Origin of the sequence: Moritella sp. JT01 (genome assembly GCF_001574435.1) — a bacterium.
In the GTDB taxonomy this organism is placed as follows: domain Bacteria; phylum Pseudomonadota; class Gammaproteobacteria; order Enterobacterales; family Moritellaceae; genus Moritella.
On the sequence record NZ_LOCN01000033.1, the window covers coordinates 25,089 to 50,740 of the forward strand.

20 protein-coding genes, 1 tRNA gene and 1 pseudogene are annotated in these 25,652 nt (G+C 39.6%); 10 read left to right on the forward strand and 12 right to left on the reverse strand.

Annotated elements, in window-relative coordinates:
* Positions 1-132: 132 nt before the first annotated feature.
* Entirely contained in the window at positions 133-1,317 is a 1,185-nt protein-coding gene (locus tag AKG98_RS20295; protein WP_198155578.1) for an MFS transporter, read from the forward strand.
* Positions 1,318-1,344: 27 nt separating this feature from the next.
* Here the strand turns inward: AKG98_RS20295 and AKG98_RS22375 are convergent.
* Together AKG98_RS22375 and AKG98_RS20300 are read right to left on the reverse strand one after the other, a co-directional pair.
* Positions 1,345-1,460, reverse strand: a pseudogene (locus AKG98_RS22375) (chorismate synthase); the annotation flags it as partial.
* A 273-nt stretch (positions 1,461-1,733) separates the two neighbouring features.
* Positions 1,734-4,289: a CoA transferase gene (locus AKG98_RS20300; protein ID WP_067050456.1), complete on the reverse strand. Its 2,556-nt coding sequence runs from the start codon at positions 4,287-4,289 to the stop codon at positions 1,734-1,736.
* A 480-nt stretch (positions 4,290-4,769) separates the two neighbouring features.
* On the opposite strand from AKG98_RS20300, the gene AKG98_RS20305 reads away from it, so the two are divergent.
* The 4 genes from AKG98_RS20305 (at position 4,770) to gcvA (ending at position 10,306) form a co-directional block, all read left to right on the forward strand.
* Positions 4,770-6,329, forward strand: coding sequence for a BCCT family transporter (locus AKG98_RS20305; RefSeq protein ID WP_228140379.1), 1,560 nt, complete (start codon positions 4,770-4,772; stop codon positions 6,327-6,329).
* A gap of 60 nt (positions 6,330-6,389) precedes the next feature.
* The gene (locus AKG98_RS20310; RefSeq protein ID WP_067050459.1) at positions 6,390-7,553 is read left to right on the forward strand and encodes an iron-containing alcohol dehydrogenase; all 1,164 of its coding nucleotides are present in this window, start codon (positions 6,390-6,392) and stop codon (positions 7,551-7,553) included.
* A 78-nt stretch (positions 7,554-7,631) separates the two neighbouring features.
* Positions 7,632-9,173 carry a CoA-acylating methylmalonate-semialdehyde dehydrogenase gene (locus tag AKG98_RS20315; protein WP_228140380.1) on the forward strand — a complete coding sequence of 514 codons (1,542 nt, stop codon included), beginning with the start codon at positions 7,632-7,634 and terminating at the stop codon, positions 9,171-9,173.
* Positions 9,174-9,424: 251 nt separating this feature from the next.
* Complete coding sequence (gene gcvA, locus AKG98_RS20320) at positions 9,425-10,306, forward strand: transcriptional regulator GcvA (RefSeq protein WP_067050462.1); 882 nt, start codon at positions 9,425-9,427, stop codon at positions 10,304-10,306.
* Positions 10,307-10,382: 76 nt separating this feature from the next.
* Here the strand turns inward: gcvA and AKG98_RS20325 are convergent, their stop codons facing one another.
* From AKG98_RS20325 to prmB, 3 genes are all read right to left on the reverse strand, one after another.
* Positions 10,383-10,844 carry a DUF2127 domain-containing protein gene (locus tag AKG98_RS20325; protein WP_198155579.1) on the reverse strand — a complete coding sequence of 154 codons (462 nt, stop codon included), beginning with the start codon at positions 10,842-10,844 and terminating at the stop codon, positions 10,383-10,385.
* Positions 10,845-10,880: 36 nt separating this feature from the next.
* On the reverse strand, positions 10,881-11,969 hold the full coding sequence (aroC, locus tag AKG98_RS20330; protein ID WP_067050468.1) for a chorismate synthase: 1,089 nt from the start codon (positions 11,967-11,969) through the stop codon (positions 10,881-10,883).
* A 186-nt stretch (positions 11,970-12,155) separates the two neighbouring features.
* Positions 12,156-13,085, reverse strand: coding sequence for a 50S ribosomal protein L3 N(5)-glutamine methyltransferase (gene prmB / locus AKG98_RS20335; protein ID WP_067050471.1), 930 nt, complete (start codon positions 13,083-13,085; stop codon positions 12,156-12,158).
* A gap of 77 nt (positions 13,086-13,162) precedes the next feature.
* Between prmB and smrB the strand changes: the two genes are divergently transcribed.
* Together smrB and AKG98_RS20345 are read left to right on the forward strand one after the other, a co-directional pair.
* The gene (gene smrB, locus AKG98_RS20340; protein ID WP_157534183.1) at positions 13,163-13,789 is read left to right on the forward strand and encodes an endonuclease SmrB; all 627 of its coding nucleotides are present in this window, start codon (positions 13,163-13,165) and stop codon (positions 13,787-13,789) included.
* A gap of 55 nt (positions 13,790-13,844) precedes the next feature.
* Positions 13,845-14,111 (forward strand): hypothetical protein, encoded by a 267-nt coding sequence (locus AKG98_RS20345; RefSeq protein WP_067050474.1) that lies wholly within the window; start codon positions 13,845-13,847, stop codon positions 14,109-14,111.
* A gap of 61 nt (positions 14,112-14,172) precedes the next feature.
* Here AKG98_RS20345 and AKG98_RS20350 read toward each other — a convergent pair whose 3' ends face one another.
* Together AKG98_RS20350 and sixA are read right to left on the reverse strand one after the other, a co-directional pair.
* Positions 14,173-14,370, reverse strand: a complete 198-nt coding sequence (locus AKG98_RS20350; protein WP_067050477.1) for a DUF1107 family protein — start codon at positions 14,368-14,370, stop codon at positions 14,173-14,175.
* A 160-nt stretch (positions 14,371-14,530) separates the two neighbouring features.
* Positions 14,531-14,998 (reverse strand): phosphohistidine phosphatase SixA, encoded by a 468-nt coding sequence (gene sixA / locus AKG98_RS20355; protein ID WP_067050480.1) that lies wholly within the window; start codon positions 14,996-14,998, stop codon positions 14,531-14,533.
* A gap of 324 nt (positions 14,999-15,322) precedes the next feature.
* Between sixA and AKG98_RS20360 the strand changes: the two genes are divergently transcribed.
* Positions 15,323-18,121 carry an insulinase family protein gene (locus tag AKG98_RS20360; RefSeq protein ID WP_067050483.1) on the forward strand — a complete coding sequence of 933 codons (2,799 nt, stop codon included), beginning with the start codon at positions 15,323-15,325 and terminating at the stop codon, positions 18,119-18,121.
* Between the two features lie 83 nt (positions 18,122-18,204).
* Here AKG98_RS20360 and AKG98_RS20365 read toward each other — a convergent pair whose 3' ends face one another.
* From AKG98_RS20365 to traF, 5 genes are all read right to left on the reverse strand, one after another.
* Positions 18,205-18,816: a LysE family translocator gene (locus tag AKG98_RS20365; RefSeq protein ID WP_067050486.1), complete on the reverse strand. Its 612-nt coding sequence runs from the start codon at positions 18,814-18,816 to the stop codon at positions 18,205-18,207.
* A gap of 68 nt (positions 18,817-18,884) precedes the next feature.
* Entirely contained in the window at positions 18,885-19,811 is a 927-nt protein-coding gene (locus tag AKG98_RS20370) for a LysR family transcriptional regulator (RefSeq protein WP_067050489.1), read from the reverse strand.
* Positions 19,804-22,257, reverse strand: coding sequence for a bifunctional acetate--CoA ligase family protein/GNAT family N-acetyltransferase (locus AKG98_RS20375; protein ID WP_067050492.1), 2,454 nt, complete (start codon positions 22,255-22,257; stop codon positions 19,804-19,806). The genes AKG98_RS20370 and AKG98_RS20375 overlap by 8 nt, the downstream gene beginning before the upstream one ends.
* Before the next feature lie 17 nt (positions 22,258-22,274).
* Complete coding sequence (locus AKG98_RS20380; RefSeq protein ID WP_067050495.1) at positions 22,275-23,096, reverse strand: crotonase/enoyl-CoA hydratase family protein; 822 nt, start codon at positions 23,094-23,096, stop codon at positions 22,275-22,277.
* A gap of 186 nt (positions 23,097-23,282) precedes the next feature.
* Positions 23,283-24,446: a conjugal transfer protein TraF gene (gene traF / locus AKG98_RS20385; protein ID WP_067050497.1), complete on the reverse strand. Its 1,164-nt coding sequence runs from the start codon at positions 24,444-24,446 to the stop codon at positions 23,283-23,285.
* A 289-nt stretch (positions 24,447-24,735) separates the two neighbouring features.
* On the opposite strand from traF, the gene AKG98_RS20390 reads away from it, so the two are divergent.
* A tRNA-Ser gene (locus tag AKG98_RS20390) sits at positions 24,736-24,823 on the forward strand.
* 243 nt (positions 24,824-25,066) lie between these two features.
* Complete coding sequence (locus AKG98_RS20395; protein WP_067050582.1) at positions 25,067-25,609, forward strand: hypothetical protein; 543 nt, start codon at positions 25,067-25,069, stop codon at positions 25,607-25,609.
* Positions 25,610-25,652: the final 43 nt, after the last annotated feature.

Sequence of the window (25,652 nt, forward strand, 5' to 3'; positions counted from 1 at the left end):
GTATAGTCATGGCCCCTCCAAAAACATTAATTAAAGCACTGATTTTATACAAAAACATATAAAATTTAATTAACGACTACAAGTAGTATTTTGTTATAGTTTTATGGATTAATGTGTAAACAAGGACATCACATGCCAATAATGATGACATTTTTATCAAATAGTGGATTTTTCTTAATTTGGCCTCTTACCGCCACATTTATAAATCAACATTATGATGTAACTCAAATGACGATTGGTTTTTTGATGGCTTTACTCCCGCTAACGAGCTTTTTGTGTTCATTTTTATTTACGAGTAAATTATCAGCTACAAGATATGAGATTGGATTTATATTATCATCGGCACTACTCGCAATTAATTCGTTATTATTATTTAACAATAACAACATCGTTATATTTTCATTATCAATTGTACTATTAGGAATATCCCATTCTTTAATTTCCATGTTCTCGAAATTAACCATATCTGCTTATAAAAATGAAAATAAAAGGAAAAAGTATTTTGGGCATTTATTTTATGCAACAAATGTATCCGCATTCTCATCGCCATTAATTATATTTTTCTCTAGCGAACTAGACTTTAACTATACAAAAAATATAATACTATTATTAGGTCTTGTCATGCTTACCTTCGCTATGCTTAATTTAGTATTTGGTAAACAATTGAAGATAGAAAAAAGTAAAGAGACAAGCATGATAGACAGTTTTAACTGTTTAAAAAAAGACAGGTTTTTAAGGCTAATAGTTCTATTAAACATATTGATAACTATGGTTTATTCTTTTATAGATGCACCATTAATTAACACACTAATTGACTTGAAAATACAAGATCCCGAAAAATTATTCTCTCTGATACTTTCAACTGCAGCAATATTTATATTAGTGCTCTACTACCCAATACAAAGTATGATTAAAAATTTAAATACCACATTAAAAATGGCATATGGCTGTGTACTATTGTTAATTTCTCAAATAGCATTTCACTTTTGTTTACACTATAACCCAGACCAATATATCTATATATACATCATACCATCAATAATAATGAGCATTGCTGAATGCATTATATTCTCAAGCACAAATCCACAAATCCTTGAGTTGTCACCAAATAATGAAAGAGGTGCTTACCTTGGCGCCTCATCGCTTTATAGTAGCGGTACATTTTTAGCCCCTATTATGGGCGCATTAATTATTACCCATCTAGGTTCTAATTACGTATTTATCTCAACGAGTATCATTACAATTATTGTTGCTTATGCTTATTATTTTATCTATTCAAATAAGATCTTCTCATCTCAAACAACAAAGGTATTTTAGCTGTAGAAAGAGGATGAGCGTTCTGTGGGCAATGATGTCTTGAACACTTGAGATACCGCCCAGTACGCCACAGCATGATTAGAAAGAAAACCAGCTTCTGGTGTCATTTCATCGCGGTGCTCACTACCAAGCTGCTCTACAACGCCACGTGATTTTCGCATGGGTTCTCATAAGGCTGGTATGAGCATTGTGTCAGTGCTTTTTCTACCTGACACAAATACACCTTAAAAACCTAAAATATCAATAGTTAAGGTAAAATAACGACCGCTTAGAGAAGATAAACTGAGGCACTAAAATAGCAGTAATATAATTTAGATTTAAAGCCTTTGCTTCTTTGCAAAGACTCCAAGTTCTTGCTTTTTCATCATTACCTACCCTCAATATAATTAAGTTAATGATAGGTAATTCATAGTAAATTAAGCGGGTTGTAGCGTTTCGCTAATGTCTGCCTTTTCCGTGGCAATGAGTCCATCACTTGGTAAAAACTCTTTACCCCAACCCAAACCTGCAATTTCTTCTTCGATCATAGCTGCAATCTCAGCTTTATCATAACCAACGCCAGCTAAAATCTCTTGTGTAGAATGACCAAATCGCTCCGTTGGAGTAACAGATTTAATAAATGCTTCTACTGGACGAATAGCATAATGATCAACTTGTGTTAATTTGTGGCCACTAGGGTGATTTGGATAGATAGAAAAAGCATAGCTTCCCCTGTCTATCCCTGCTGTCCCATTAATTTCACGACTGTATTGTTTACGTAAATCTTCAATGTTACGGGGGATGACGGCTGCAATATCAATCTGGTGTAGCGCATCGATCCATGTTTGAGATTTTTTGGTTACCAAAATGCTTGTTAAAAATACTTTTTTATCTTGAGCATCAGTCAGTTTTTCTAAACCTGAGATAGTGGCTAATTTATCTTGCTCTTGCATGTTAGAGTCAATGAAAATCCAACCGTCTAGGGTCTTATAGAAGTGTGACAAAGCATTATTCCCAAGTGCATCACGACCAGACGGTTCATTAAATGGTGCTCGGCCTTCATAATCAAAAGCAAATGGGAGTTGCGCTAAATTTGTTACAGCTGAAAGCGATGTTCTTGCACGGCTTACTTCACCAGTACGTTGTAAATGGAATAACGATGTTGCCATCGCTAAACCGCCAGCGAAACCACAATTAACATCGAGAGTACCCAGATGAGCATGTTCTTCTGGCGTTGCTATTCCACCAAATCTGCTCATGATGCCACTGTTAGCTTGGATAATATCATCGTAACCAATATAGTTTGTTTTAGGGCCTTCCAATGGACCACCTAAACAATCTAAACGGCAGAACAATATTTTTGGATTAATAGCTAATAGGCTTTCTGAATCTAGGCCTAAATGTACCATTTGTCTGCTTGGCGCATTAATTAAAACAATATCACTTTCTTGTACTAAACGATTGAATACTTCACGACCTTTGTTTGACATTATATCTATTAACGCGCTCTTTTTACCCATATTAGTTAGGAAAGTAAAAAACGTACCGATCAGTGGGTCATACATAGGAGAGACAGTATCAATTTTTGTTACTTCTGCGCCAAAACGTGTGAGTAATGCCGCAGCATGTGGTCCTGCAATAACGTTTGTTAAATCAAGGATTTTAATACCGTCTAACCAACCTTTATGACTAACAATTGTTGAAGCTTCGGGTAAGTTACGCGCAGCTTCGTTGACTGATAATAAATCTAAAGCACGTGCAACGGTCACATTCATACGTGCTGTCGGTGTGACCATATCTGTTGCACATTCTTCTAACCATGCAATTGGGCCTGGCTGTTTCATTAAACCATACTGTGAGTCTTCAACTTTAACAATAAGACCTGATTTTTCACAATGTTCACTGTTTACCCATTCTTGCGTGGTACGATGTGGTGCACCTGGAATCTTTCCTTCACCAAAAATCCCCCCCCATTCTTCAGATGTCTTTGTAAGGAATGCCACTTTCATTTTTGTTGATATAATATCGGCCCATTTTTTAGGTAGTGGATAAACACCGATTGATGTTTCTCCATCCCATTCATTTGTTGGTAAATGTAGATTTTCAACTTCAGGTAAACCATCACTAATAAGTTCTTCATAAATGCCTAATGCCTTTAATGCACGTTTTGCATGATTTCGATGTGATGGGCAAACGCAATAAAACATGCGGCCATCTGCACATAAATATGTACGATAAAATGGGTCTAAGTACTCTTGAAGGTCCTCGTAACTTAAATCCATTTCGATATTGTTTGCTTGACGATATTCAATTTCATGATCACGCATTGTTTTATAACGATTTGGTAAATTTTCAACAACATAAGAATTATATGATAAGCCTTCCATTAGCGCTGCAACAATTGGCACCTCTATATGATCACCTCGGCCGCTTTTTTCTCTGGCATAAAGCGCCAAAATAACAGCGCTTGCGGCAAGTACGGTTGCGTATGAAGAACCTAATGGCAATGGAGAAAAACTTGGATTTAAACCCATCAAGACTCGGTTATACCCCATATCACTAAACGCACCGGATGCAGCTGAAACGATTGCTTCCGTTGCTTTCCAGCCACTACGCAGTTCATCATTACTTGCAAACCCAGGTACAGATAATGTAACCAAAGCAGGATTTTCTTGGCGTAGTGTTTCAAAATCAATGCCTAATTTTTTCATTACACCAGGGCGAAAGCTTTCTAGTACAACATCCGCTTTTGCTATTAAGCTCAGCGCTTCTTTCTGTTGGGTTGGGTCTTTCAAGTCTAGACGAAGACAACTCTTATTACGGTTCAATATGGCGTTGGCAGGGTGATCCCAAAGAGGGCCTGTCGGTGGATCAATGTGAATGACCGTTGCGCCTAAGTCAGCGAGAATCATTGCAGCACCTGGGCCAGCTATTTGCTGACCAAAATCGATAATAGAAATACCTTTAAGTGGTAATTGAATTTGAGTTGTCATGATTAGATTCCAATTATATGAATTTCGATTTTATGATGTAAATTATTAATATCGTGTTCTTTCAAACGGATACTATTAGCAAAATAAAAATCAGACCAGCAACAAAAATTTAACCTTAGATGTGTTTTTTTTTATGGCTAAAAATAAAGTGACAAGTCTCATATTCTTACTTGTAAATCTTTGACATTTTCCTTTAAATAACAAAATACCACCTACGAGGTACCATTAAACCACTGTTTTATAACTATAAAAAAACTATGACCATAGAGGTGATTTAAATTACTTTTCAATCACAGGTAACTGCTTAACAATGCAAACACTGAATTTATGACCTGTTATTAAGTTTCAGCATCACTTTATTAACATTTATGACAGGGGTTTCATTGTTGTAAATTACGTATTAAAAGCCGAAATACAATACGGTGATATATGACATTGTTGGTAGGTAATAATATTGATACATAATCTAAGGAGCTGTTTGTGAGTCATCAAAATATGATCGCGAAGGAAGGATTTTTTAAAGGTTCAAATCCAGTCATGATGATTGGATCAGGGCTATTAATTTTATTTTTTATTATTTTTACAATTGTTGGTGGAGATTTTGCCAATACCATTTATAACAATTCAAAACAATTTATTACAGATAATTTAAGCTGGTATTACATTGGTTTAATGAGCATATTTTTATTTATCTCAATCTGGTTGATTTTCAGTCGCTTTGGTAAAGTACGCTTAGGCAAAGAGACTGATAGACCTGAATACAGTGATTTCGCTTGGTTTTCGATGCTATTCAGTGCTGGTATCGCCATTGGTATTCTATTCTGGAGTATCGCAGAACCTATATATCACTACCAATCAAACCCCTTTGTCAGTGCCGCGATAGACCCTGAAGGTGCAAAACAAGTTGCGATGCGAGTGACTATTTTCCATTGGGGATTACATGGCTGGGCTATATTCGCTCTTATTGGCTTAGCCTTATCTTATTTTTCGTATAATAAAGGACTACCACTGACGATACGTTCAGCATTGTATCCGATATTTGGTGAAAAAATTTATGGCCCAATAGGCCACACAGCAGATTATCTAGCCGTGTTTGGCACTGTATTTGGTATTGCAACATCGCTTGGCCTTGGCGCTCAACAAATAAATGCGGGTATGAGCTATTTACTTGGTTTTGAAGTATCGACAGTCAATCAAATCATCATTATCGCCATTGTGTCAGTAGTCGCTATCGGTTCGGTATTACTAGGTGTTGATAAAGGTATTAAAGTCATTAGTACCATCAATATGAAGCTGACGATTGTCATCCTGGTATTATTTTTGATACTCGGACCGACGGTTTATATTTTAAGTGAATTTGTACTTAATTTTGGTGATTATTTAACAAATGTTGTCGGACTTGGTTTTTGGGTTAACACTAATCCAGATGACTCTTGGCAAGGTGATTGGACAATTTTCTATTGGGGTTGGTGGTTATCTTGGGCACCATTTGTTGGTGTATTTATCGCTCGTATCTCAAAAGGACGTACGATTCGGGAGTTTGTAGCGGGAGTTTTAGTTGCACCAACAATAATGGGCGCGTTCTGGATCACCACATTTGGCTCTACTGCATTTTATTTAGAACAAGCAGGTGCAGGCATTATCGATGCGGTAAACACTGACATGACGATGGCCTTGTTTAAAACAATTGAAGCGATGGATGCAGGCTCAATAATTACCATCTTAATGGCTGTCATTTGTGTCGTAATGCTTGTGACCTATTTTGTCACTTCAGCAGACTCTGCGACATTAGTTATTTGTTCACTGGTGTGCATGGGTGAAAAAAATCCATTACCAAGATACCGCATTTTCTGGGGCTGTGCGATAGGCGCATCTGCAGCAGTGCTGCTACTTGCTGGGGGCTTAAAGACATTGCAAACCGCATCAGTATTGGCCGCACTACCATTTTCGTTCGTTATTATACTTTCTGTTATAGGCTTAATCCGTGCATTACATGAGGATTATCCAACTGAATCAGCAACACTTGCCGAGCTAAAGTAATAACAATCAAATAGCGAGGGGTTATTGGTTCCCCTCTATATTATAAATAGGAAGATAGTCATGTCATCACAAGTAATATTACCACGCATAATGCAAATTGGCGCTGGTGCAAGTAAAGATATAGTGAACGTTTTAAATAACTTGGGCGTATCTAAACCCTTGATAATTACAGATAAAATGATGGTCAAATTAGGTTATGCAGCTCAAATCCAAAATGCATTAGCATTATCAAATCTAGCCGCTGAAATTTTTGATGACACGGTTCCAGAACCGACTGTCGCTTCGATTCAAAATGGTATCAATAAAGCTAAAAGTGGTGATTTTGATTGCTTAATCGCACTGGGTGGTGGCAGTCCGATTGATAGCGCGAAAGCAATCTCTGTTTTGTCACAATTTGGTGGTGAAATGCGTGATTATAAAGTACCGAGGGTTGTTAGCGAGCAAGGATTACCCCTAATTGCAATTCCAACGACCGCTGGCACTGGTACTGAATGTACATGTTTCACGATTATAACCGATGAAAAGAATGATGAAAAAATGTTATGCGCAGGCGTTGGTTTCATGCCTGTTGCAGCATTGGTTGATTTTGAGTTAACCCTCTCATTACCAGCCCGAATTACCGCGGATACCGGCATTGACGCATTAACGCATGCGATCGAAGCTTATGTAAGTAGAAAATCGAATACGTTTAGTGACTCACAAGCTATCTCAGCGATGAAGCTCATCGCGCCAAATTTACGTAAAACATATCATGACGGTAATGATAAAACGGCACGTGAAAACATTATGTTAGGTTCTACGCTTGCTGGCATGGCGTTTTCAAATGCTTCGGTTGCACTTGTTCATGGCATGAGTCGTCCCATTGGTGCCGCTTTTCATGTACCTCACGGCTTATCTAACGCGATGTTATTACCTGCAGTTACCGCATTTTCTATTCCTGCAGCACCAGAACGTTATGCTAATTGTGCAAAAGCCATGGGCATTGCAAGTGAAACAGATTCAACTGATGTCGCCAATGAAAAATTGATTCTAGAACTTAAGGCTCTAAATGTTGAGCTTAACGTACCAACACCAGCTGAGTTTGGTATTGAGGGCACTAAGTACTTTGATTTGCTGCCTACAATGGCAAAACAAGCATTAGCGTCAGGCTCACCAAATAACAATCCTCGGGTTCCAAGCATTGACGAAATGATTGCGATATATAAAGAGATTTGGGTTGATTAATTACCCAACTTTTACATGTAGCATTTTATATTAATTTAAATATAGCGAATATTCGCTTATCAAAAGGGAAGAGCTCTCATGAGTGAAGTAGTAATGGATAAATCTCAAGCGACAATAACAGAATTAACAACTATTGGTCAGCTGATTGACGGTGAAATGATTATTGATGGTGAACGTAGTCAGCCTATCTTCAACCCATCGACAGGTAAGTCAGAAAAGAATATTGATCTTGCCAGTGTTGCAACTGTTGAAGCTGCGATTACAAGTGCTCAAGCGGCATTCCCTGCATGGCGTAATACGGCACCTATTAAGCGTGCTCGTGTTATGTTTAAATTTAAAGAATTATTGGAACAGAATGCAGAAAAAATCTGCGAACTTATCGGCCAAGAACACGGTAAGATCTCTCATGATGCGATGGGTGAATTACAACGTGGTATTGAGAATGTGGAATACGCATGTGGTGCGCCAGAACTACTAAAAGGTGAATTTAGTAAAAATGTAGGACCAAGTATCGATTCCTGGAGCGAATTTCAACCACTTGGTGTGGTAACGGGTATTACACCATTTAATTTTCCTGTGATGGTACCTTGCTGGATGTTTCCAATGGCGATCGTGTGTGGTAACACATTCATTCTTAAGCCATCTGAACGCGACCCGAGCGCAACACTATTCATTGCTCAGTTACTACAAGACGCGGGTTTACCAAAAGGCGTACTTAATGTCATTAATGGTGATAAAACCGCGGTTAATACACTATTAACAGATAAGCGTGTTCAAGCCGTTAGCTTTGTAGGCTCAACACCGATTGCGGAATATATTTATTCTACAGCAGCTGCTAATGGTAAACGTTGTCAAGCACTTGGTGGTGCTAAAAACCACGCCATCATTATGCCAGATGCTGACATGGACAACGCTGTAAATCAGCTTGTTGGCGCTGCATTTGGTTCATCTGGCGAACGCTGTATGGCATTATCTGTTGCTGTTGCTGTGGGCGACACAGCTGGTGACTTGTTGGTTGAAAAAATGACGATTGCAATGCAAGACTTAAAGGTAGGTCCATATAGCAATCCAAAAAATGATTTTGGTCCTGTTATTACAAAAGCACATCAAGAAAAAGTAAATGCGTATATTGATAGTGCAGAAAAAGATGGCGCCACGATTGTTGTTGATGGTCGTAATCCTGAAGTGGTTGGATATGAAGACGGCTTTTATGTTGGCGGTACGTTAATTGATAACGTAACAACAGATATGTTGAGCTACAGAGACGAGATATTTGGCCCTGTACTACAAGTTATTCGTGTTAATACAATGCAAGAAGCAATGGCGTTAATCGATGCTCATGAATACGGTAACGGTACCTGTATCTTCACGCGTGATGGCGAAGCTGCACGTTACTTCTCTGATCATATTCAAGTTGGTATGGTTGGTATTAACGTACCATTACCTGTACCAGTTGCTTATCATAGCTTTGGTGGTTGGAAACGTTCTTTATTTGGTGATTTACATGCGTATGGTCCAGATGGTGTTCGTTTCTATACTAAACGAAAAACAATTACCCAGCGCTGGCCTTCAACAAGTCTGCGCGAAAATGTTGAATTCGCAATGCCAACATTAAAATAAGCCGAATAATAAGTTCGAGCCTGTTTATCTTTTGTCTGTAGCCGCAAAAAAGTTTAGTGCTACAGACAAATTATTTGAACAATAAAAATATATTTTAACCCATTAACATATCTAACTTTTTATTTTCATTCCGAATTAAATTAAGTTGAGCATGCTCTTAATATAAGTTTTTTATCTTAGATCTAAGTCTAATAAAAGTTAATTTTAGCATGATAATATTCGCGACAACATGTCTCATTTATGGTTCTAAAATGAAAAAAAATCTCCCACCTTTAAACTGGTTACGCTCTTTTGAAGCATCAGCTCGCCATTTGAATTTTACACAAGCGGCGAATGAACTGAATTTAACTCAAGCTGCAATTAGTACTCAAATAAAATGCTTAGAAGCTAATTTAGGTATGCCTCTATTTACACGTTTACCACGTGGTTTAACATTGACTGATTCTGGACAATCATACTTACCACCCGTTAGCGAAGCCATTAATAAACTTGCAGCCACAACAAATGAGATTTTTGGTGATAGCAAAAAAATAAAAATTACAGTCTGTTCTAACCTCGTATTTTTTTGCCAATGGTTAGCACCTAAAATGGCATCCTTTTATGAACAACATCCTGATATTCTCATCCGTTTTACGAGTAATATTTGGGCCAATGATCTTGATAAAGATTCAGATATTAATGTGGGATACGGTCATGGAAATTGGGACGGTTTTAGATCTGACAGGTTGACTTGGGATGAATTAATACCAGTATGTAGCCCCACATTATTAAGTGGTATGCCAATCCCTAAATGCCCAAGTGAACTTAATGATCACTCTTTATTGCATGTTATTGGTTATGAAGAAGGCTGGGGACACTGGCTTAACGCTACTGGATTTCATGATATTAATACTGATAAAGGGATGACATTTGATACGTTAGTATCGGCATTTGAAATGGCAAAATATGGTCATGGAATTGCACTCGGACGTAGTTCATTGGTAAAAAAATCAATACATAAAGGTGAGTTAATAGCCCCCTTTTCGCAAACGATACCGACAACAGAAGGTTTTTATTTAAAAACACCTACAAATAAAATTGATAATAAAAAAATTGAAACATTTAGACAATGGATTCTAAGTGAAATTTGTTGACCGTAATTATGTAGCCGATTAAATGTAAAAATACCCATCAACCGAAACTGATGGGTATTTAATAAATGCTCAAATATTAATGTTTAACGTGTTCTTTTTTATTGCTGAAAAGTACATAACTCATATACCAAACAACCAACACATTAATCAAAAATATACCGATATTAAAGAAACTAGCATGGGTAATTATTTCATATAGCTCGAAGGGTATATATATAGCCCCAGAAACCAATGCGAACCACTCAGTCCAGACTAATCCACGCCATAAGCCAAAAGCTTCAATAAATCGAATAACCGAATAACCAAATGCTGCCAACGCTAGCAATACCATCTGAGAGTCAGTTAGGTCGCTCGCGGCATTCAGAAACACACTGGATAAATGGCTCGCAGGGTTTAGATGAAAGTGCCTAACAAGCAACTCGGCTAATTGGTGAATATCACGCCCAGCTAAGGCATGAAGTCCAAAACCAACCAAAAGAGAAACGCTCCCTTTGAACCCTTCCAATACTGCAATTGCACGTACACCTTTATTTTTCAAAAATATAGCGACCTTTTTTACTTAATGTAACTAAAACTACATATTTGGTGTGTCTGTTACTACATGTAGGTTTTGCGCACGGTGTCTTAGCAAGTGATCCATTAGCGTGATAGCAAGTTGTGCTTCAGCGATTGGCACTGCACGAATACCTACGCATGGATCGTGACGACCTTTGGTAACCACTTCAATTGCATTACCAAACTTATCAATTGATTTACCGGGAATGGTAATACTTGATGTTGGCTTCATCGCAATGTGAGCAATGATGTCTTGCCCACTTGAGATGCCACCCAGTACGCCACCAGCATGATTAGAAAGGAAACCATCTTCTGGTGTCATTTCATCGCGGTGCTCACTACCAAGCTGTTCTACAACGCCAAAACCATCACCAATCTCAACACCTTTCACGGCATTAATGCTCATTAACGAATGGGCGATTTCAGCATCTAAACGATCGAATACCGGCTCACCTAAACCAACGGGCACACCTTCAGCAACCACAGTTACTTTGGCACCCACTGAGTTACCTGATTTTTTCAATCCACGCATGTATTCATCAAGCGCTTCTAATTTGCTTGGATCAGGAAAGAAGAATGGGTTTTGTTCAACTTGATCCCATTGCAGTGCTTCTGCTTTAATTGGGCCCAGTTGTGATAAATAACCGCGAATAACAATACCGTGTTGTTCTTTTAAGTATTTCTTCGCAATAGCACCAGCCGCTACACGCATTGCCGTTTCACGCGCCGATGAACGACCGCCACCACGGTAATCGCGATGCCCAAATTTTTGATGATAAGTATAATCAGCGTGACCAGGACGGAAGGTATCTTTAATATTTGAATAATCTTGTGAACGTTGATCGGTATTTTTGATCATCAGACCAATTGAAGTACCTGTGGTTTTACCTTCAAAAATACCCGAAAGGATCTGAACTTCGTCAGCTTCACGACGTTGAGTGGTATAGCGAGATGTGCCAGGCTTACGGCGGTCAAGATCAAACTGCAGATCTTCGAGTGAGATTTCGAGTCCTGGAGGGCAGCCGTCAATGATGCACCCAAGTGCTGGTCCATGGCTTTCTCCGAATGTGGAGATCTTAAATAATTGCCCAATACTATTCCCTGCCATAACAGCGTTTCCTTTATATAATGCCGACTAATACCTTCGAGAATACAAGACCCACGGCTTAGCGACAATAGCAAATAGCTAAAATAAGGAATAAAAAAAACCTGTCACCATCATAAGACGATCACAGGTTTATCATGGGTTAAAGACCCAATAATAGTTCGCTACAGCGTTATTTAAACGGTGCGCCTATTTAAACGGTGCAAACAGCGCCATCGAATCTAAGATCTGCTCTTTGCTGATCACGAAGATACCGTGACCGCCGTTTTGCATTTCTAACCAGGTAAATGGTACTTCTGGGAATTTCTCTTGCATGTGAACCATGCTGTTACCGATCTCAACAAACAGTAAACCGCCGTCGTTTAACATATCAGGTGCTTGCGCTAGCATTTTAAGCGTTAGCTCTAGTCCATCAAAACCAGACTGTAGACCGATTTCAGGTTCGTGTTTGAACTCGTCTGGTAGGTTATCAATGTCTTCTTGATCAACATAAGGAGGGTTCGATACGATCATGTCGTAACGTAAACCAGTTAAGTTCGAGAACAAATCAGATTGAATTGGTGTTACTTGATGCTCAACACCGTGATCTTGGATATTGATCTCGGCAACTTCAATCGCACCATGTTCAATATCAACGGCGTCGATTTCTGAATCAGGGAATGCTTGAGACAATGCAATAGCAATACAACCGCTGCCCGTACACATATCAAGGATACGCATTGGCTCGTTTGTTAACCAAGGTTGGAAACCATTCATGATCAATTCTGCAAACGGTGAACGAGGCACTAATACACGTTCATCAACGAAGAACTCTAATCCCGCAAACCACGCTTTGTTAGTCAGGTATGCCGCAGGGATACGTTCGTTTACACGACGAACGATCAGCTCCACCAATTTTTGGCGTTCAGAAGTAAGCAGTTTTGCATGACGAATCTGAGGGTCAATATCTAATGGTAAGTGTAATGACGGTAAGATTAACTGTACAGCTTCATCCCACGCATTATCAGTACCGTGACCATAAAAAATACCCGCATCGTTAAAACGGCTAACCGCCCAACGGATGATATCTTGTATTGTAGTTAACTCTTTGACTGCTTCGTCAATAAAAATCCTGTCCACAATTGACTCCAATTTTGGTAAAGTAACAAAATGTTTAATCAACTGAGCTTAGCAGTTGAATTTGGGTAACTAACATTATGTTTAATAAACAAATGAAAAAAAAGATGTTGCTGCAAATAGATGTAGCAAAAGAACAGGTACAGGCTGCGCAAGTAAAAGTATCGCAAGCCGCGTTGCAACCGGATGAACACGCTCTTTTTTCTGATAGTATGAAAGGTATAAAACCTTTGGCACAGGATACCATACGCAAAACAAAAATCAGGGCTAATAAACCAAAAATTCAAGCAAATGATTCAATACGACAAGAATCAGCGCAACGTGAACATTTTTTCTCCGATCAATTTGAGCCGCACATTGCCGACGAAGGTCCTACGCGTTATATACGTGAAGGTGTTTCACCTTATGAATTGAAAAAATTACGTCGTGGTGATTACGAACCTGAATTGCTTTTAGACTTACATGGTCTAAGCCAAGAGACTGCAAAGGTGGAAATATCCGCATTGATTGCAGAGTGTCGTAAACAGCATATCCGCTGTTGTAATGTCATGCACGGTCATGGCAAAAATATTCTTAAGCGCCAATTGCCGATGTGGTTAGCGCAGCATCCTGATGTTGAAGCGTTTCATCAAGCAACGAAGACCTGGGGAGGCAGTGCAGCCTTATCCATCTTGATTGAGCTGACAACGAAAGAAGATTTGTTTTAATGGTCTGTCACGTGATGGCAGCATTTATTGATGATATGTTTAAGGTAATTGAGTCATGGTAACGGATAAACAAGACCTGTGGTTTGCAGCGCTCGAAGAAGAAAACAATGAGCGTCTGGCACAACTTGAACAAGCAATGCTGGCAAAGGAGAAGTTACACGTAATCAAAGTAGAAAAGATAAGGAAAAAGGCGGAAGCAACTGCAAAGTTCAACGCTAAACATCCAAAACTTAGCTTTCTAAAGCGTTACAATGTCATCATCATGATGCTGCTTTTTCTACTCATTACCGTCGGTTTTAATGTGTCTATGTTTATCGACTAAAGCCAAACAGCAGGCACAAAAAAAGGTTAGTGCATAACACTAACCTTTCAAGCTCGTTTTGCTAAACTGCAAATCGTTTAATTTCACGATTCACTTCCGAGATACGCATTTTAACACTGTTAGCTGCATTGCTCGGCATGATTAACAAACCTTGCTGGAACTCTAACAATCCCAAACCTGTGACATAGAGGGTTCCACGAAAAAAACTCTTTACATATCTTGCGATACGTAATGAATTAAACTGTTTAAAACTACGCATTTAGTACTCCTTTATACGCTTATATAAGTACCATCCAAGTACTCAAACAGATGGCGGCATAATATACTAACAATAGGGTAATGCAAAGATATTTAACACTGCATTAACCCTTGTATAAAGTGTAAGCACTAATTATAAACATCAATAAAAAATCAGTGTATTACTTTATACTCGCGGGTGTTTCTAACCACTTCAAATTACAACTGTTTTCATCTAATTCTAAGCAAGCAATCGCAGATGTTGCGAAGGCTGGCATGTGCTTACCGGTTGTCAATACTGAAGTGAGATAGCTCACTACAGGTAAATGCGAAACCAGTAAGATTGTTTGGTAATTATGTTGCTCAACCAGTGCACGAACATAATCAGCAATATATTCTGCATCCCCATATGGGGTTATATCTTCACAGACTTCGACACTGCTTACGGTAAATAAGTTCCCGATAACTTGCCAAGTTTGTGCAGCTCGTACATAAGGGCTGTGTAATACACAATCTAAAGTTGGTTCAATCGCACTTAACCAACTGGCCATATCAACAGACTGTTGTCGCCCAGTACCCGTTAATTCACGTTCCGCATCGCTGTTTGCATATAAGCCTGCTTGACCGTGTCGCATAATATAAATCTTCATACCACCACGCTACATTATCTATTGAAGTCTTATAGATATTAACACAGCACCAAAAAACGATTGCATGATAACGCGCCTTGATGACAAAAATATTAAAAACCACGTTTAGCTTATGTTTTTTGAAATTCTTTTCAAAAAATAATTACTTACCGCTATTTTAGCGCCATACTGACTTATATATTATTAGCAAATAGTATCGTCATCGCACGATTTTATATTGTTAATAAGCTTATACCCCAGCATTCATTACTGCATTTTAGATTCGCGATTCTTTGAAGCCGATCTAATTTATTTTCTATGCAGCCATTACATGGAGCATTCGCCTTGATTACTAGCCCTAATGATTACAAACAATATCGTCACATCACGCTCCCAAATGGTTTAGCTGTATTATTGATCCAAGATGATCAATGTAAAAAGTCCGCCGCCTCAATGTCTGTCGCCGTGGGTCACTTTGATGATCCCCAGCAACATGAAGGACTTGCGCATTTACTCGAACATATGCTTTTCCTCGGTACCGATAAATACCCTAAACCCGGTGAGTACCAATCATTTATTTCTATGCATGGTGGCAGCAACAACGCGTGGACAGGCACCGAATACACCAACTATTACTTTGATATTAACAACAGCTATTTCCATAACGCGTTGGATCGTTTCGCTCAATTTTTTATCGCCCCCAGCTTCAATGCCGATTTGCTAGACCGAGAACGCCATGCTGTTGATTCAGAATTTAAGCTAAAGCTAAAAGATGATGTTCGCCGTTTTTATCAAGTTCATAAAGAAACAGTCAATCCAACCCATCCATTTAGCAAATTTTCGGTGGGTAATCTCTCTACGCTCGCGGACACAGAAACCGACACCCTGCGTGAAGAACTGCTGCGATTTTACGAACAACATTACTGCGCTTCTTTAATGAAGTTAGTGATCCAATCCGAACTTTCACTCGATAAACAAGAGCACATGCTTAACGAGATGTTCTCGGCTATCCCTAACCGAGGCATAAACGCGGTCCCTTTAGCGACCCCTTTATATACCGACGCGCAATTACAACAAGCCATTTGGGTTGAATCGATCAGTGGCCATAAAAAATTATACATCTGCTTTCCACTCGGTAATATTGTGCCCTACTACCAAATCAAACCACTGAGCCACATTAGTCAGTTACTCGGTGATGAAACGGAAAGCAGTTTACTGTCGTTGTTAAAACGCAAAGGTTGGGTCACCGCATTATCCGCAGGTAGTGGTCAAAGTGGGGCTAATTTTAAAGATTACAATGTCATTATGGGCTTAACGAGCGATGGCTTTAAGCATATTACCGAGATTGTCGAATTCTGTTTACAATATATCAAACTGATCGCAGAACAAGGTTTACAGGCGTGGCGTTATGACGAGAAGAAAAATTTCTTAGAGCAAGCATTTCGCTATCAAGAAAAAATACCGGCAATAAAAAATGTCTCTCACCTATCGCAAAACTTACATATTTATCAACTTGAACATGTCATTTATGGTGATTACATGATGACGGGATTTGATATCGAGGCTTGCCGTTTCTTTTTGCAGCAGTTTAATGCCACGAATATGCGCTTGATGGTATCAGCTCCAAACTTAGACACGAACAAAACGGCCGCTTGGTATGATACGCCTTATCGTGTCGAGGCCTTTACGACTTGCCAGCTACAACGTTGGGCGAATGTAGAGATTGATGAAAGTCTGGCACTACCGATAAAAAACCGCTTCATGAGTTCATCGTTAGAAGCCCTTGCGCTGGATAAAACCAATCTAACTGAGCAACCAACGTTGATTGCTCAGAGTGAAGGCTTTAAAACTTGGTTTATGCAAGAACATGAGTTCCATTTACCCAAGGGTAATATCTTCATTTCGATAGACAGTGAATATGCCATTGCCAATACCCATAACATAGCCATGACCCGATTAGCGGTTGAGCTATTGATGGAGCAATTAAACAGCCTGACTTATCAAGCCGAGATTGCTGGCATTAATTACCACATTTATGCGCACCAAGGCGGTTTTACCTTACACATTGCCGGATTTGCCCAAAAACAGTTCGAATTATTAAAACTGATCATCGGTCATCGTCACTTACAAATGGTTGATAGTGAAACCTTCTCGAGTATTCGTAATCAGCTGCTTATCTCGTGGGAAAATCAGAAACAAGCAAAACCAATCAATCGCTTATTTTCAACGCTCACTTCGGTGCTACAACCAAATAATCCGTCAAGCGAGCGCTTAGCGAAAGCGTTAATGAGTATTAAGCAGGAACAATTACCTGAGTACTTGGAAAAAGTATATCAAAACATCAGTGTTGAAGTATTGGTACACGGTGACTGGCATCAATCTCAAGCGCTAGAGATAAGCCAGTATGTGAAAGATAAATTGCATCCATTTAGCTCACCCGGCAAAGAGACAATACGTAAATTGGTGGATATTCGAAATACAGGCTCTTTAGTACATGAAATTGCGGTTGAACATAACGATGCCGCGCTCATTATTTATTACCAATCACCGAAGATATCACCCAAAGAGCTGGCCTATTACAGCTTGGCTAACCATGTGATGTCATCTAAATTCTTCTATGAACTACGTACCCAGCAACAATTGGGTTATGTCGTGGGTACAGGTAATATCCCGCTTAATCGTCATGCCGGTTTGATGTTCTATGTACAGTCTCCACATACACCACCGATAAAACTGCTTGATGCGATCAATGACTTTATTGATTTCTTCCCATTCGGGATGATCTCGTTTACCGAACAGCAATGGCAATCAAGTAAACAAGGCTTGATCTCTAAATTACATGAGCCAGATGCCAACATAAACAGCAAAAGTAAACGCCTGTGGCACGCCATTGGTATTAAAGATAAAACCTTTAATAAGTCAGAGAGGATCGCTGAAGAATTAGAAAAAATAGAGCGTGTCGACCTTATTCGCTTTATGGTGGAGTTAAAATCTCGCACCGCTGACCGCTTAATCATGTCAACGATCAGCCAAGTAAATAAACAGGACGATGAATACGAAGAGGCTCATGTAGAAAAGCTTGAAGGCACCTATATTGCAGATGTAGAAGCCTTCCAGCAACAACGTAATGTGTTTGAACTCTAACTTATAATATCAAACCCCATTAATGCAAAAAGGCGCTGTCGGTTATTAACCCACAGCGCCTTTCTTTTTAAAGCGATTTTTTGTTAGCTACTTAAACCAATGAAGCCACCCAGAGTAATCAAAAGGCCACCCGTGGCTTTATTGATCTTATCTTGATAACGATTGAGCATTTGTTTAAGTGTGCCACGGTTCAATAATATGATGAAACACGACCACAGTACTGCCGTTTCTAAAAAGATAGATAAGCTAATTAATAACTTGTCTGATGTTGGTGTTTCAGGTGCAATAACCTGACTGAATGCCGCCACCATGAACATCAAAATCTTCGGATTTAATAAATTACACAATAAGCCGTCTAAATACGCTTTCGTAGGACGATAATTTAATGTACCCGCATCCACTGTAATGTCACTTTTACCTGCACGCAATGATTTAATACCAATATAAATAAGGTAAGCAGCGCCTAACCAACGCACGACATTGAACAGCATAGGATTACTCGAAATAAGTAACGAAATACCAAACAAACCTAACATCATATGTACGGCTAAACCGGAAATAATACCGCCAACACAGTACCACGCAGCACGCTTCGCGTTTAGGCTTCCGTATTTTAACACTAACATCATGTCAGGGCCTGGGCTGAGCATGCCAAAGAAGTTAATTACTAATAAAGACACTATAATTTCGTACATGATGATCACCACTCCATTGCGTTAAGGTAATCATAAAGCGTTAATCGAAATGAATATAATGACTTCTTTTACTTCGCAGTAGTCCCATTTGGAATGTTGCGACTTAATTGAGCATGTAATTCATCTCGCAGCCATTTATGTGCCAAATCATGGTCAAAACGGGGATGCCAAATGATTGCAGCCTGTAAAATAGGTAATTTGATCGGTAATTCTTTTTGCGTGAATTGCTCACCAATGATTAATTTATCGGCAATAGAGTTGGGAATGGTCAATAAATGGTCCGTTTTAGCGATAATACTAAAAGCGGAAGAATAAGAAGGAATACGTAATGCTACGTCTCTGAACAATCCTTGAGCAGATAAGGCGACATCAATGTCACCCGCTTTGTCTGAGCCCGAGGTAATAATGCCATGTGGGTATTGAGTATAATTCGCTAATGTTAACACCTCATTTTCTAGCGGGTGTCCTTGACGCATAATACACACATAGCTATCTTTTTCTAACGGTAAATAAGAAAGATGTTTATGCTCGGGACGAATAATTGTTGCCCCTAAATCAATCTCGCCACGCTCCATCGCCGCTAACGTAAACTTATCCCAATAGGTGAGATTAAGTTTAATGTTCGGAGCCTGTTGATATAAATGTGCAAGGGCGACAGGCAGAATATAATCGGTCACGTAATCGGTTGACGCGATGGTAAATTCACGCTGAGATTGCAGCGGATCAAACCCTCCGGTCACTAACAAGCCATCGATATTATTTAAGATCTGTGCCAGTACTGGTTTTAATTGTTTGGCTTTTTCGGTTAACTGACTTTTATTATCCAGTTTGATTAATAACGGATCGGCAAATATCTCACGTAATTTCGCCAGGTTTTTACTCATTGCCGATTGGGTAATGTATTGACGCTGTGCAGCGGCAGTGACTTGCTGCTCTTGTAACAAGTACTGCAAGCTGACTAATAAATTGAGGTTGATGCGTTGTAAATTAATCATTTAGTTTTAATTTTAAATCTGCGTTGCCTTCACGATAATCCATCGTCACCTTAAAGCCACAATATTTTGCTAATTTAATCATGCCCGAATTGGTTGGCATGGTAAAACCGACCATATTTTTTAAGCCTAATTGACGGCAAAAATTAATAATTTTCAACATCAAGGCTTTTCCGAGTCCCTGCCCTTTCAAATCAGAACGCACTGAAATGGCAAATTCTGCTTCGCCATTATCCCAATCAAAAATAGCGTGTACAACCCCTAAGGTTTCAGGCTGCCCCATCGGGTTCTTCGCACTGGCAATAAATACCATTTCACGTTCATAATCAATCTGCGTTAACATCGCCATTTCAAAATGACTGAATTTAGAACGTGCGCCAAAATAACGTAGGTAACGATCATCTGCGGTTAACGATGAATCAAAGGCCTGATGCTGTGGCTCATCTTCATGACGGATCGGTCTTAATAACACCGCTTTACCATTTTTCATGGTATAAATACTTTCAAGCTCTTTCGGGTACGGTAAGATCGCTAACTTTTGCAGTGAACGTCGACCACGTAAACCTATATTAACCTTGTCCATTTTAATGTTATAACCACTGCGCCCCAATTCTAATGGATCTATCGAAATAGATTTGATCATCGGGAAATCAATGATCATCTGTGAAATACGGGTTAATATTTCACACAAGCCTTCCATGTTTAAACGCACAGATAAACTACGCTCACGAATAATGCCCTGCTTGATAGAACCCACCACAAGGTAGCGAGATAACGCCATATTCAACGGCGGTAATGCAACGCCCGCATCCTGATCGATGTCCCAGTCACCACCAGCTTCACCTAAGCAGATAATCGGACCAAAGGCGGCATCATCGACAACTTCGATACGGAATTTATTCACCTCATCTTTGGTTAACGCTGTGTCCGACATAATGCCGTATGCACTGAGTAAGAGATTAACGCCTTTTTCATTAACCTCTTTCACGCCTTTACGCATGGCTTTATCGACCATCATCTTAGCGTCAGCAATCAAACCAGGATTTAAATCAGCTAATGTTTCAGGGGTTTGGATCAGTTGCTTTTGATGACGTCTAAATTTAACAATATAATTGAAGGCATTGACCGCCACTTCTGGGGTGCCATATGACGCTACACCCGCTTTAATTAAGGTCTGGCGGGCAAGACGCCCACTGGTTTCGCCCATCCATGACGTGAATATAATCGGGCCTTTTTTGTTATTTTTAACCAGTTGAGGGATCAGTTTTTCAGCGGTAACATGACATGCTTCCGTCACCTGCGGAGCATGGATAATCAGTAAAGCATCATATTGTGCATCTTCTAATACAATATCAATCACTTTACTGTACGCCTCTGCATCAACGCCGCCGAGTATGTTAATCGGGTTCATGGAGCTAATTTTATTAGGCAATGCTTTTAATAATTTCTGCTCGGTTTCATAACTTAATTCAGCCAGCTTGCAACCAGATTTAATCAGTACATCAATGGCCATATACGCCGGAGAACCACCATTCGAGATGATCAACATTTTATCACCACGCACAGAGCGCTTGATCGTCGCAATGGTTTTGATTGCCGACAGTAGTTCAAAGGTATCATTAACCCGTAGCATACCCGAGCGTTGGAATGCGGCTGTATAAGCGGTGTTATAAGAGATTTTATTGCGTCGGTCTTGTAATAACGCCGTTGGTCCGCTTACGTTTGAACTTGAACGTACCACCACAATTGGTTTTTTAAATGCCGCGGCTCTCGCTGCCGACATAAAACGGCGTGTATCAATAATATTATCGACATACAAAGCAATTGATTTAGTAAAACGGTCGCGGCTTAGATAATCGATTAAATCGGCAAAATTGACATCAATGCGGGTACCAATCGAAATGAAACAAGAGAAGCCTACACCACGCGTTTCAGCCCAGTCGATCATAGATGTAGCAAACGCTGCAGATTGTGAAATAACCGCCACATCACCCGCAGGCGGTGCGACGTGAGCCAAGCTGACATTTAATTTAAGACGCGGATTTAATACCCCTAAACTACTTGGGCCCAATACGCGAATATTGTATTTTGCCGCGATTAAGCCAATTTTCTCCCAAATCTCAGCGTTACCTTCATAAGGCTCATCACTAAATAAGATAACCGCTTTACAGCCGACTTCACCGAGCTCTTTAACGATCTTAGCAACAAAACGAATTGGGGTACAAATCGCACCAAGATCAGGTGCTATGGGGAGTTCACTTGGTTTCTCATACGCTAAAATCCCACACACATTATTCGATTTTAATGATACCGGCATAATTGGACCATCATACTGGCTGGCAAGTAAATTTTTGATAACCCAATAACCAATACTTTCGGGGCTATTTTTAGCGCCAATAACGGCAATAGATGAAGGTTCTAATAATGCTTTGATATTCAATTGGGACATAGTTATGAGACCGCCTGTTAAATACTACGTTTTCTATAGGGTAATGATTTTTTGATGAAATTACGAGTCACTGCGATAATTTGATTCCACTTTCCCATGACTTTTCTTTGGGTTTGAGTTTCCAATACTAATACCGCTTGTTCTGATGCCGCCCATGAATCATTAAGTAATGATTTAGCCGCTACAATCGCATCTGGAGAGCGCGTTTTAAGGCTATCAACAAAAGTCATCGCCGCCGCCATTGGATCATCACAGACATGCGTCACCAAACCATATTTCTCCGCTTCGATACCGCTAAACTTACGCCCTGTCATCGTGAGCTCTTTCGCTATATCAATACGGGTAAGCTCACGCATGGTGACCATGCCACTCATATCAGGAATGAGTCCCCATTTAATTTCCATCACTGAAAATTCACAATCGGCGGTGCTATAACGGAAATCAGCCCCTAACGCAATTTGCAGCCCACCACCAAAGCACACACCATGGGTGACAGCAATGACAGGAACAGGGATTTGACGCCAAAGATAACCGACCTTTTGCGCCAGATTAGCGAGTTCGCCTTCTTCACGTTTTAATAGTTTGCCGGGATTGAGGGGATTTTTGATAATACTTTTGACATCAAGACCAGCACAGAACACCTTACCATCACCACGTATAATGACTGCTCGGATGGCTTTATTATTAGCAAGTTCTGTTGCTGTCTTATCTAATGCATAAAACATATCCATGTCTAATGCATTGTACTTTCGGCCTCGATTTAGCGTAACAATGGCGACATCATCGTTAATATCCACAGTTACGCGTGGTGCTTGTATGGCCGCTTGATTACTTGGCATCTTTTAACTCTCCTTGTATTAGATTCAATCATAAATCGTATAACAAGATAGTAGAATAAAGAGTCACTTTAGTTTATGACATACCTCAAGCTTTTATGTGCTTAAAGTAAATACCCACATTACCTTGAAAAACAATACTTAGATTCAAATATAGAGGGTATGACCAATTTTACTTAAACCAGTTTATTAAAACCACACCATGGTCTGTGCGACTAAGCCAAATTTGTTTGAACCACCATAACTGGCGCCAACATCAAGATGGAAAACATTAAAGGGAGAAAAACCGATACCAGCAGTAAATACTTGTTTTTTATTACCTTGCAAATCCTTCACATAACCAGCACGCAGTTGCATTGCTGACTGTAGGCCAATTTCACCACCAATTCTCAGCATTTGGGTATCATCAAAATCATCTTGAACACCCGATAGGCTGTTTATATTTTTATAACGCTTCTTGGCATTAACGTCAACATCAACGGCTAGCGTTGCATAGTCACTACTCCAACTTAACCCTGTGGTGACAATTGGGTTTAAATTATAACTCGCACTTGAACCACTCATCGGTTTTAAATCGACTTCTTGAGGGATTAAATTTTTAACTACTGCACCCACGCTTAGTCCATGCTGTAAACCAACTTCCATTCCTAAATCTAGGTTGAAGCCTTTCTTATCACTGGTTGCACCATCTTTGTATTTGCCTGGATCAAATGTATTAATTGTTTGTGAGTAGTTATAAGTCGAAATAATATTGTATTTAGGCGATATGCCGATATGCATGCCGCCATAACGCGTATCGAATTTACGCGCAAAGGTCATTCCGAATTCAACTACAGAGATCGCATACACACTCATTTTAGAATCGATGACACCATTGTTAATATCATCCGCGATTACATCAGAGAAAATGAAAGAATCGGCATAGCCTTTAAGAAACACATTGGTGGAGTAATAACGTGTCGGCACAGACACAACGAAACCAAAGCCAGCTTCAGCATAGGCTTTATCTCCCACAATTTTCGCTAATGCTGCTTCAACTGCGGCCGCATCATCAGGGAGGTTAGCATTAGAAACAACATCATAAAGATTGGAGGCGTCATGATATAAATCATCAGGATCATCGACTTGAAGGCCAATTACTGGCGCTAATAAGCCAAAGTCATCACGCACATCATGTTTAGCTGCCATTGCAGGGTTGTGAAACGAAGCAGTAACGTAATCCGCCGTAGTAACACCAACGCCACCCATTGCGTATGAGCGAGCATCAAACTCCGTCGCAGATAACTGACAACTTGTGGCTGCAATGCCAAGCGTAAAAGGCAACAGCAATGATTTCGAGAATTGAATCTTCATCAGACCATGAATCCTTATGATATTTGAATAGCGATATGTTCCATCACCAAAATTATAAGGTTTATATCGTCATTTCTGGTAACAACTTTAGTTAATTTCGTGTAGTCGCACAAAAAAATAGAGAAATACGCTACTTATGGATTACTTTTTGATCGTGCTCACAATGCGTAATATGAATACTGATGCTCAGTAATGCAGCAATCAAACCTCTAATCAGAATTTTTCATTGACCTTTACGGGAGGATTCCCTAAAGTACGCGTCGTTATATATCATATAACAATCTGATTAGGTGACGTGTCCGAGTGGCTGAAGGAGCACGCCTGGAAAGCGTGTAAAGGGTAACCTTTCGAGAGTTCGAATCTCTCCGTCACCGCCATTCTCTTTATTAAAAGATTTATATTAAGATGCTTAGCGCATCTTTTTTTGTATCTAAAATTCAGTAAACAATACACTTTACGGTCCTACTCTGCCCTGTCCAATATTAGGCTATCCCATTTCAATAGGTTAGCGACTAACGGGCCATACGCGACAGAGAACAGTAGTAATACAGTGAGTGTTAAGTTATAAGAGCTGGTAGATATATCTATCATTTTTAAATTGTCGTATGCAGGTGGAAGAATTGAGTAAAAATAACGAGTCACATTTAGTTCCCGGTCGAGAATGTGGAGAGTGTACAGCCTGCTGCGTTGTACTTCAGATTGATGATGACAATTTTAAAAAGCCTGCCGATCAAGTCTGTAAAAACTTGATGGAAAAAGGTGGCTGTAAGATCTATACCAAAAGACCGTCTGTATGCCAAGACTGGCATTGTGCATGGCGTTTCATGCCACAGTTAGATGAGAGCTGGAGACCGGATCTCTCAGGGATCATGGTGCGTTCAGACGAAAATGGTATTATTTTCCAACCAATAAAAGACCCTAAAACCGTATTAATTACAGCACAAGCAATCGAGTTAATTGGTGGTGGTGTTGCCCAGGGAATTCCAATGTCAATGTCGATTCCTATTCGAAAGGGTTACCGTAGTTATAGCACTGCGCTTAACGAACCTTTAGCGGCTGCTGTAGAAGCAAGAAGTCTGCCGATGATCCAAGATAAGATGTTGGAACTGATTGAGTTTTCATTAGCGCAAAACACAGCGATAATTCCAACCATCGAGCGTTAAAGCTCCTTAATATAGATGGCTAATTTTACTTGAACAATTCATT

Coding starts and splice junctions, on each gene's coding strand:
- AKG98_RS20310 (WP_067050459.1), top strand. CDS start 6,390: ATGTCATCACAAGTAATATTACCACGCATAATGCAAATTGGCGCTGGT.
- AKG98_RS20380 (WP_067050495.1), bottom strand. CDS start 23,096: ATGCCAAGTAATCAAGCGGCCATACAAGCACCACGCGTAACTGTGGAT.
- AKG98_RS20350 (WP_067050477.1), bottom strand. CDS start 14,370: ATGCGTAGTTTTAAACAGTTTAATTCATTACGTATCGCAAGATATGTA.
- AKG98_RS20370 (WP_067050489.1), bottom strand. CDS start 19,811: ATGATTAATTTACAACGCATCAACCTCAATTTATTAGTCAGCTTGCAG.
- aroC (WP_067050468.1), bottom strand. CDS start 11,969: ATGGCAGGGAATAGTATTGGGCAATTATTTAAGATCTCCACATTCGGA.
- traF (WP_067050497.1), bottom strand. CDS start 24,446: ATGAAGATTCAATTCTCGAAATCATTGCTGTTGCCTTTTACGCTTGGC.
- AKG98_RS20300 (WP_067050456.1), bottom strand. CDS start 4,289: ATGACAACTCAAATTCAATTACCACTTAAAGGTATTTCTATTATCGAT.
- sixA (WP_067050480.1), bottom strand. CDS start 14,998: ATGAAGATTTATATTATGCGACACGGTCAAGCAGGCTTATATGCAAAC.
- AKG98_RS20365 (WP_067050486.1), bottom strand. CDS start 18,816: ATGTACGAAATTATAGTGTCTTTATTAGTAATTAACTTCTTTGGCATG.
- gcvA (WP_067050462.1), top strand. CDS start 9,425: ATGAAAAAAAATCTCCCACCTTTAAACTGGTTACGCTCTTTTGAAGCA.
- smrB (WP_157534183.1), top strand. CDS start 13,163: ATGTTTAATAAACAAATGAAAAAAAAGATGTTGCTGCAAATAGATGTA.
- AKG98_RS20315 (WP_228140380.1), top strand. CDS start 7,632: ATGAGTGAAGTAGTAATGGATAAATCTCAAGCGACAATAACAGAATTA.
- AKG98_RS20295 (WP_198155578.1), top strand. CDS start 133: ATGCCAATAATGATGACATTTTTATCAAATAGTGGATTTTTCTTAATT.
- AKG98_RS20345 (WP_067050474.1), top strand. CDS start 13,845: ATGGTAACGGATAAACAAGACCTGTGGTTTGCAGCGCTCGAAGAAGAA.
- AKG98_RS20375 (WP_067050492.1), bottom strand. CDS start 22,257: ATGTCCCAATTGAATATCAAAGCATTATTAGAACCTTCATCTATTGCC.